The sequence below is a fragment of the Streptomyces sp. NPDC025784 genome (genome assembly GCF_055558435.1).
Map to the genome: position 1 here is coordinate 86,291 of NZ_JBVHMN010000025.1, position 6,585 is coordinate 92,875.

The window sequence follows — 6,585 nt, forward strand, 5'->3', positions numbered from 1 at the left end:
CTCGGTGCCTGGCCGTGTGCTCCGAGCCGAGCGATTCCGCGCCGTCCGACCAACCGCCGGGTGGGAAGCACCGGCACAAACCGTGGCGGTACTGAGTCCGGTGTGCGCAGAGTGTGCGCCCCGTCTCAGTGCGGGGGCGAGGGGTGCACGTGGTCGTGGCCCGCCGGACGTCGCGCCAGGGCCTGGGCGCGCGCGGCGACCTCGTCCGCGGTCACGGCGCGCAGTCCGACCAGTACGTCCTCGAGGGCGGCCAGCCAGAGCCGGTAGTAGCAGTAGGGCTCCTCCGATGCCGCCGCAGCCTCCCAGGCCGCGATCCGGGCGATCAAAGCGCCTTGGAAGTCCGGCCAGGTGAAGGCGCCCGCCTCGTACAGGCTGACGGCCATGCCGAAGGCGCGACCCTCCCAGGGTTCGGCGAAGACCAGCTCTCCGTTGGACCTCGGAGGTGCGGTGGGCCCGTCGATGTCCAATGGCGCGCTCATGGTGCCGCCACCTTGGCCACGCCGACCATGCTGTCCCGTGTCACCAGCGGCACGAGTTCTTCCTCGGACAGGTTCTCGGTGCCGGCCGGGCGCTCGGGCAGTACGAGCCAGCGCACCTCACTGGTGGAGTCGTGCACGGTGATCCGCACGTCGTGGTCGAGTTCGAGCCCCATCTCGGACAGCACCGCACGGGGCTCCTTGACCACCCGCGACCGGTAAGCGGGGTCTTTGTACCAGCTCGGCGGCAGGCCGAGCACCGGCCACGGATAGCACGAGCACAGCGTGCACACCACGACGTGGTGTGTCGTCGCCGTGTTCTCCACCACGACGATGTGCTCGCCCTGCGCCCCCGAGAACCCCAGCTCCTTGATGGCCGCGGTGCCGTCCTCCAGAAGCCGCCGCCGGTACTCCGGGTCGGTCCAGGCCTTGGCGACGACCTTGGCGCCGTTGAGCGGGCCCACGTTGGTCTCGTACGTGGTGATGATCCCGTCCATCGCCTCGGGGTCGATCAGGCCCCGTTCGGTGAGCAGTTGCTCAAGCGCCTCGGCGCGCAGGGACGGGGGCAGGCGGTCGCCCGCTCCGCTGGTGTTCATGAGGCTGTCTCCAGGTAGCTCTCGTACATCTCCACTGTGACTGTGGAGGGCGCCGCGTCGGCTCCCCACAGCTCCGCCGAGTCGAACCGCACCGAGTAGACATGCTCCGGATTCTCGCCCAGGAAGTGCGCGTTGGTGTCCGGCAGCACGGAAGCCGGCAGGATGCGCTCGACGACACCGACGTGTCCCCGCACATACTTCGGCAGCCGGGTGTGCCCGGGCACCGACCTGGCCCTGGCCCGCACACGCTCGCCGGGAACGAAGACCGGCGCGGTGTCCACGGAGCGCAGCGAGCCCGCGCCGACCGGCACGGCGGTCGGGGCGTAGTCGGGACGAGGGGCGGGTGGCGGCGGCTCCTGAAGATGTTCACCACGCAGGTTGCGGGCGCGGGCGTCGATCGCACCCACCGCGAGGGTGGCGCTTTCGGTGAGCATCAGCTCCGCGGCGTTGAGCCAGCGCCCGAAGTAGCCGTCATCCAGATAGGCGGCAGGGTCCAGGCGTTCCAGCGCGTGCCGGAAGGCATCAGGGTTGTAGCCGCCGCACGCGATACGGCTGGACAGAAGTGTCAGAGCGAAGGCCCGACCCTGCCAGGGTGCCTCGAAGACCGGTTCATCCGGCCTCGGCGGCGGCACGGCGCCCCATCCCGGGGCTCCCCCCATATCGGCAATACCGTCCATGACGTTACCTCTCGCGTATCCGCACAGCAGATATCCTCAACCAGCGACCGGATCGTTCATGCAATCGGGATCACGGGTCGGACCGCGTTCGAATGCACCCGTGGCAGTGCCGCGCCACCGCACAATGTGCGCCGACTCGTCGCCCGAGTGTGGGATTTCGGCACTGGAAGCCATGGCTCGCTATTCAAGAACATACGAGCGTGTACGCGGGACGGCAATGGCGACGCGTGTCACGAGTGCGGCGAGCCGCCCGCCGACGGAGGGAACCGCCACCGTGCAGCACTGGAGCATCGAGTCGTCCGTGCCCGTACCGGCCTGGACCGGCATGAGCGACAGCCGCGAGCCGGTCGTGCACACAGCGTCCCATGAATACCTGTGGAGCGCCCGGCGAACGACCTCGCCTCCTGTTGGCGCCGTGTTGCACAGCGTGAATTCATAAGGAGCCTGGACATCACGGCAATTCGGACCGGATATCAGTGACGGCGACCGTGGTCCGAGTGTTCTGAAGGTATCGAGGCTAGAATGCGGAAGTCGGCTAGGCTTCCTTGCCCAGAAAGGCCGGTTGTCATGAACTGCTTCGACTGTATGGTCGAAACGCCCCGGGCTTCGACCACCGTCCCGAGCCCGGCCAGCGCTGTCGGCGTCTGCTCGAGGTGCGGGGCCGGAATCTGCGGCACGCATCTGCATGTCACCAGCGAATCGCTTTCCAGCGCGCCCGGCACCTCCACGGCAAGGCCCGCGGCCAGGCGCCTGACCTGCAGTGTTTGTTACGAAGCCGAGCAGGCAGCCGATCAGGCCTGAGTGATATTCCGCCGTAGTCACCACATGCTGCGGCGCCTCGTCCCCACCCTTCTCACGACGCTCAGCCGGCGACCGCCGTGGACTCGGCGTGGGAGGCCTCGACCCGGGAGAAGTGCAGTTCCGGGTCGACGACGCTGTCGGCGCGGAGCAGCTTGACGTCCGAGTGGTAGTCCATCGAGGTCAGCCACGGCAACCGGTCGCCCTGCCGGGGCAGTTGGTCGACCGCGCGCTGGATGTAGCCGGCGGCGAAGTCGAGGAACGGCCGGGTCTCCATCCCCGGATCGGCCACTTCGGGGCGGCAGATGTCGTGGCCGGCCGTGTCCATGTGGGCCAGCAGTCGGCAGAAGTGCTCACACAGCAGACCGACCTTCAGCGTCCAGGAACTGTTCGTGTAGCCGATCGAGAAGGCCAGGTTGGGAATCCCGGAGAGCATCATGCCCTTGTAGGCGACGGTGTCGGACAGGCGGATCTCCTCGCCGTCGACGGTGACCGTGATGCCGCCGAAAGCCTGCACGTTCAGCCCGGTCGCGGTGACGACGACATCGGCCTCCAGTTCCCGGCCGGATTCAAGCCGCACTCCGTCCTCGGTGAACGTGGTGATCCGGTCGGTGACGACGGAGGCCTTTCCGGCGGCGATGGCCTTGAACAGATCCCCGTCGGGGACGGCACACAGGCGCTGGTCCCAGGGGTCGTACGGCGGGTTGAAGTGTTCGTCGAGCGGATAACCATCGGGCAGCTGCTTCGCGTTGGCCCACCGGATGAGCCTGCGTGCGGTCCTCGGGTATCGCTTGCAGAAGGACCAGACGAAGCGCTGCTGGGCGATGTTCTTGCGCCGGGTCAACGCGTAGCCCCGTTCGGGCCCGAGGTACTTCTTCAAGGCGTTGGCGATCACGTCCTTCTTCGGCACCGGCAGGATGTACGACGGGGTCCGCTGCAGCATCGTCACGTGCGCGGCGGTGTCGGCCATCGCGGGCAGCAGTGTGACCGCGGTGGCGCCGCTGCCGATCACCACGACCCGCTTGCCTGCGTAGTCCAGGTCCTCGGGCCACTGCTGCGGATGCACGATCGTGCCGCCGAAGCGCTCCCGGCCCTCGAAGTGCGGGATGAAACCCTCGTCGTAGCGGTAGTACCCGCCGGCGCAGAACAGCCAGGCGCACGTCAGTGCGGTGCGCTCGCCCGTGTCGGCGCGCTCGATGCGCACCGTCCACCGCGCCTGGTCGGTCGACCAGGACGCGGAAACCACCTTGTGGTGGTAACGGATGTGGCTGTCCAGGCCGTTCTCGGTGGCGGTCTCGCGCAGGTACGACAGAATCCGTGGCGCGGAGGCGATGGACTCCTCGTCCCGCCAGGGTTTGAACTCGTAGCCGAAGGTGTGCAGATCCGAGTCGGACCGGATGCCCGGATAGCGGAACAGGTCCCAGGTCCCGCCGGAGGCGGCCCGCGCCTCCAGGATCGCGAACGTCTTCGACGGCAGTTCGGTCTTCAGATAGCGACCGGCCCCGATGCCGGATATCCCGGCGCCGACGATCAGGACGTCGACATGCTCGACGGCGGACGGGGCTGAGGCAGCAGACATGGGCGACGACTCCAGACGACGAGGTGCGGCTCGACCATGGTGAGGCCCGGGTGACCGAGCGGCCAGTCGCGATCTGCACCGTATCGACCCTCGTGCGGTGCACAGTGCACCACTAGTGTCGTCGCATGCCGCCGTGGAATCCGCCGTCGCCCCGCGTACGGGAACTGATGCGCCGGGGCGCCGAGATCGCGCTGCGTCCCAGGCCGGAGTGGCTCGCCGAACTCGACGCGGCCACACTGTCCGGCCAGGCACAGCAGGTCGCCGCCGACCCGGTCCTCGCCGCCGGGACACGGCGGACCAACCGGTCCAACCTGCTGTTCTGGGCAGCCTGCAACGTCCGTGCCCCCGGCGAACCGGTGCCCGCGAACGACGGCGAAGCCCCCTTGGCCATCGCCCGCGACCTCGTGCGGCGGGGCCTCGACGAATCCGCGCTCGACTCCTACCGGGTGGGTCAAAGTGTCGCCGTGCGGGTGTGGACACAGATCGCCTGCTCGCTCACCACCGATACCGAGGAACTGCGCGAGCTGCTCGACGTGTCACTGCGCTCCATCGCCGCCTTCGTGGACGACACCGTCGCCGCCATCGCCGCACGCATGCACGTCGAGCGCGGCGAGCTCACCCGGGGCACCCACGCCGAGCGCCGCGAGATCGTGGCCCTGCTGCTGGACGGCGCGCCGATCACCCAGCAGCGCGCCCAGGCACGACTGGGCTACGCCCTGGAGCCGACGCACACCGCAGCCGTCGTCTGGGCCGACGATCCCGGGGCCGACCTCCATCAACTCGACCGCGCCGCGGACGCCCTGGCCGCCGCGGCCGGCCAGGTACCGCCGTTGAGCGTCCTCGCCAGTGCCGCGACCCGCTGGGTGTGGGTCCACGGCCGGTCCCGACGCGGACCATGTCCAGGACGCCCTGGATGGATTCCCCGCCGTACGCATCGCGCTCGGCTCGCCCGCCCCCGGCGTCGACGGCTTCCGCCGCAGTCATCTCGACGCACTCACCACACAGCAGATGCTGGCCCGCCTGTCGTCCGTCCAACGCCTGGCCTCGTACGACGAGGTCGAACTCGTCGCGCTCCTCACCCAGGACCCCGAACACGCCGACCGCTTCGTCAGTCGCGTCCTGGGCGACCTGGCAACGGCACCGGCCGACATCACCGACGCGGTACGCGTCTTCATCGCCGAACAGTGCAACGCCTCCCGGGCCGCCACCCGCCTCTTCACCCATCGCAACACCCTGCTCCGGCGGCTCGCCCGCGCCGACCACTTGCTGCCGCGCCCGCTGGCCGGGCACACCCTCGAAGTGGCGGCCGCTCTCGAAGTCCTCCAGTGGCGCGGACGCGAAGCGCGCCACCAGTCATGAGCGTCGGGCTGAGCCGCTGTTCCTCGGAGTCCCGCCCGTAGACACGCTCTCGGTGGCAGTGCCCAGGGGGTGATTCGAGCCGCCTGCCTCGGCGCCTGTTTCACCGCTCAGCACGTGTGTCGGCTCGATGCCCCTGCGTAGCTTCGTGCTGCCCCTGGAACCGCGGCGCGGCCTGCAGTACACTTAGGAGCATATACTCCTATATGACCATCGACACAGGGCTCGCCTCTTGCCCGCGTCGGCGACCAGGAGCTCGATCCTTATCTCGTCACCTGTTTGACAGGTGACGAATTGATATGAAACTGTCCCACCATCTACCCGAACAAGGGCTGTATCGCGAGGCGATCCAAGCCGGCCCTATCCATCGGGAGCCCCCCATCGGGGCCGGTAGCTCTTTCTGTCGCTATCGCATCGATTCACCACCGAACGGAGCCACATGATGCAGAAGATTTTCAAGACCAAGAAGGGGCGTTACCTGAGTGCGGCCGCAGGCGTGGCCACGGCACTCGCCGGCGGCATCACTCTTGCGCCATGGGCCTCGGCGGACTCGCCGGCTTCTTCCGTCAGCGCTCCCGCGGCGAAGCACCGGGCCCAGACCTTCGAGCTGGTCGGCAAGCAGACCTCAATTGCAGAAATAGATCTGGGCCAGAAGGGCGCCAGCATCGGTGACGAGAACGTCGTCCACGAAGACCTCTATCGCGACGGCAAGAAGGTCGGCGATCACAGCGCGATCTGCACCGTCACCCACGTCAATCCGACGGCGCTCCAGTGTCTGGGTACCTTCTCCCTGCCCGAGGGGCAATTCGCCGCACAGGCGCTGCTGCACCTGCCCGCTCCGTCGTACGTCGACGTCGGCATTACCGGTGGATCGGGCGCGTACAGCAATGCCTCGGGCTTCGTTCGTACCATTCCCGCCGGAGTCACCGAAAGGCACTTCACCGTCCACATGAACGGTTGATTGCGGAAGATACAGCAATAAAATCCGAGCCTCCTGGGCGCCGGCACTGGCGCAAGCAACATGAGGGGGGCCCGGCCGCTAGCGGCCCGGGCCCCCGCGGGGTGTCCTCCCCCGGTGCACCGGTGATGACGCGCACCACGCG

7 protein-coding genes are annotated in these 6,585 nt (G+C 68.2%); 2 read left to right on the forward strand and 5 right to left on the reverse strand.

Annotated elements, in window-relative coordinates; translation table 11 throughout:
- Positions 1-125: 125 nt before the first annotated feature.
- The 5 genes from ACZ4IF_RS39130 to ACZ4IF_RS39150 form a co-directional block, all read right to left on the reverse strand.
- The gene (locus tag ACZ4IF_RS39130) at positions 126-479 is read right to left on the reverse strand and encodes a nitrile hydratase accessory protein (protein ID WP_467572224.1); all 354 of its coding nucleotides are present in this window, start codon (positions 477-479) and stop codon (positions 126-128) included.
- The gene (gene nthA, locus ACZ4IF_RS39135; RefSeq protein ID WP_467572229.1) at positions 476-1,072 is read right to left on the reverse strand and encodes a nitrile hydratase subunit alpha; all 597 of its coding nucleotides are present in this window, start codon (positions 1,070-1,072) and stop codon (positions 476-478) included. Before nthA ends, ACZ4IF_RS39130 begins: the two co-directional genes overlap by 4 nt.
- Positions 1,069-1,749, reverse strand: coding sequence for a nitrile hydratase subunit beta (nthB, locus tag ACZ4IF_RS39140; protein WP_467572231.1), 681 nt, complete (start codon positions 1,747-1,749; stop codon positions 1,069-1,071). The genes nthA and nthB overlap by 4 nt, the downstream gene beginning before the upstream one ends.
- 862 nt (positions 1,750-2,611) lie before the next feature.
- Positions 2,612-4,126 carry a flavin-containing monooxygenase gene (locus ACZ4IF_RS39145; protein WP_467572234.1) on the reverse strand — a complete coding sequence of 505 codons (1,515 nt, stop codon included), beginning with the start codon at positions 4,124-4,126 and terminating at the stop codon, positions 2,612-2,614.
- A 536-nt stretch (positions 4,127-4,662) separates the two neighbouring features.
- Positions 4,663-5,001: a hypothetical protein gene (locus tag ACZ4IF_RS39150; RefSeq protein ID WP_467572237.1), complete on the reverse strand. Its 339-nt coding sequence runs from the start codon at positions 4,999-5,001 to the stop codon at positions 4,663-4,665.
- Here ACZ4IF_RS39150 and ACZ4IF_RS39155 point away from each other — a divergent pair.
- Both ACZ4IF_RS39155 and ACZ4IF_RS39160 read left to right on the forward strand, forming a co-directional pair.
- Positions 4,973-5,485 carry a PucR family transcriptional regulator gene (locus ACZ4IF_RS39155; protein WP_467572240.1) on the forward strand — a complete coding sequence of 171 codons (513 nt, stop codon included), beginning with the start codon at positions 4,973-4,975 and terminating at the stop codon, positions 5,483-5,485. The two genes, ACZ4IF_RS39150 and ACZ4IF_RS39155, sit on opposite strands and share 29 nt — an antisense overlap.
- Positions 5,486-5,921: 436 nt before the next feature.
- Positions 5,922-6,443, forward strand: a complete 522-nt coding sequence (locus ACZ4IF_RS39160) for an allene oxide cyclase barrel-like domain-containing protein (protein ID WP_467572243.1) — start codon at positions 5,922-5,924, stop codon at positions 6,441-6,443.
- The last annotated feature ends 142 nt before the right edge of the window (positions 6,444-6,585 follow it).

Coding starts and splice junctions, on each gene's coding strand:
- ACZ4IF_RS39130 (WP_467572224.1), bottom strand. CDS start 479: ATGAGCGCGCCATTGGACATCGACGGGCCCACCGCACCTCCGAGGTCC.
- nthA (WP_467572229.1), bottom strand. CDS start 1,072: ATGAACACCAGCGGAGCGGGCGACCGCCTGCCCCCGTCCCTGCGCGCC.
- nthB (WP_467572231.1), bottom strand. CDS start 1,749: ATGGACGGTATTGCCGATATGGGGGGAGCCCCGGGATGGGGCGCCGTG.
- ACZ4IF_RS39145 (WP_467572234.1), bottom strand. CDS start 4,126: ATGTCTGCTGCCTCAGCCCCGTCCGCCGTCGAGCATGTCGACGTCCTG.
- ACZ4IF_RS39160 (WP_467572243.1), top strand. CDS start 5,922: ATGATGCAGAAGATTTTCAAGACCAAGAAGGGGCGTTACCTGAGTGCG.